Source organism: Winogradskyella litorisediminis (genome assembly GCF_042675765.1).
GTDB classification, from domain to species: domain Bacteria; phylum Bacteroidota; class Bacteroidia; order Flavobacteriales; family Flavobacteriaceae; genus Winogradskyella; species Winogradskyella litorisediminis.
Genome location: NZ_JBHTJL010000004.1, coordinates 1 through 1,233, shown reverse-complemented (window position 1 = coordinate 1,233; position 1,233 = coordinate 1). Strand labels below are relative to the sequence as shown.

The following is a 1,233-nucleotide window of genomic DNA, read 5'->3' as shown; positions in this document are numbered from 1 at the left end:
CCAAGTTTGTCCAGGGAACTCATCGGCATCATTATCATCACAATCGGTGTTGTTATCTGCATAACCAGCAGGCGCAGTAGTCTGGCAGAAATCAGCCGCAACCGAAGAGCCAAATCCATCACCATCGTTATCTTCATAATAAGTTATAGGTGCGTTGATACTAGCATTGCCATCATCACAATCAGCAGTACCAGTTAACTCAGAGGCAAGGAATCCATCAGTAGGACGCTCACAAGCTGTAGTTTGGTTTGTACCGTAATCGTCACCATCGGCATCGATATACCAAGTTTGTCCAGGGAACTCATCGGCATCAGTATCGTCACAATCGGTGTTGTTAGTTGTGTATCCAGCAGGTGCTGTTGTTTGGCAGAACTCCGCTGTTGTTGTAGAACCAAAACCATCACCATCATTATCTTCAAAATAAGTGATAGGTGCATTGATACTAGCGTTGCTATCATCACAATCTGAAGTACCAGAAAGCTCAGAGGCTAAGAATCCGTCAGTAGGACGCTCACAAGCCGTCGTTTCGTTAGTACCGTAATCGTCACCATCGGCATCGATATACCAAGTTTGTCCAGGGAACTCATTGGCATCAGTATCGTCACAATCGGTGTTGTTAGTTGTGTATCCAGCAGGTGCTGTTGTTTGGCAGAACTCCGCTGTTGTTGTAGAACCAAATCCATCACCATCATTATCTTCATAATAAGTTATAGGTGCGTTGATACTAGCGTTGCCATCATCACAATCTGAAGTACCAGAAAGCTCAGAGGCAAGGAATCCATCAGTAGGACGCTCGCAAGCTGTAGTTTGGTTTGTACCGTAGTTATCACCATCGGCATCGATATACCAAGTTTGTCCAGGGAACTCGTTGGCATCAGTATCGTCACAATCGGTGTTGTTATCTGCATAACCAGCAGGCGCAGTAGTCTGGCAGAAATCAGCAGCAACCGAAGAGCCAAATCCATCACCATCATTATCTTCATAATAAGTTATAGGTGCGTTGATACTAGCGTTGCTATCATCGCAATCAGCAGTACCAGTTAACTCAGAGGCAAGGAATCCATCAGTAGGACGCTCACAAGCTGTAGTTTGGTTTGTACCGTAGTTATCACCATCGGCATCGATATACCAAGTTTGTCCAGGGAACTCATAGGCATCGTTATCATCACAATCGGTGTTGTTATCTGCATAACCAGCAGGCGCAGTAGTCTGGCAGAAATCAGCAGCAACCGA

The 1,233-nt window shown here is 45.3% G+C and carries 1 protein-coding gene; it reads right to left on the bottom strand.

Annotation, left to right across the window (positions count from 1 at the left end; translation table 11 throughout):
• Positions 1-1,233 (bottom strand): MopE-related protein (locus tag ACFQ1Q_RS02160; protein WP_386127522.1); only part of this gene is annotated, 1,233 nt, incomplete at both ends.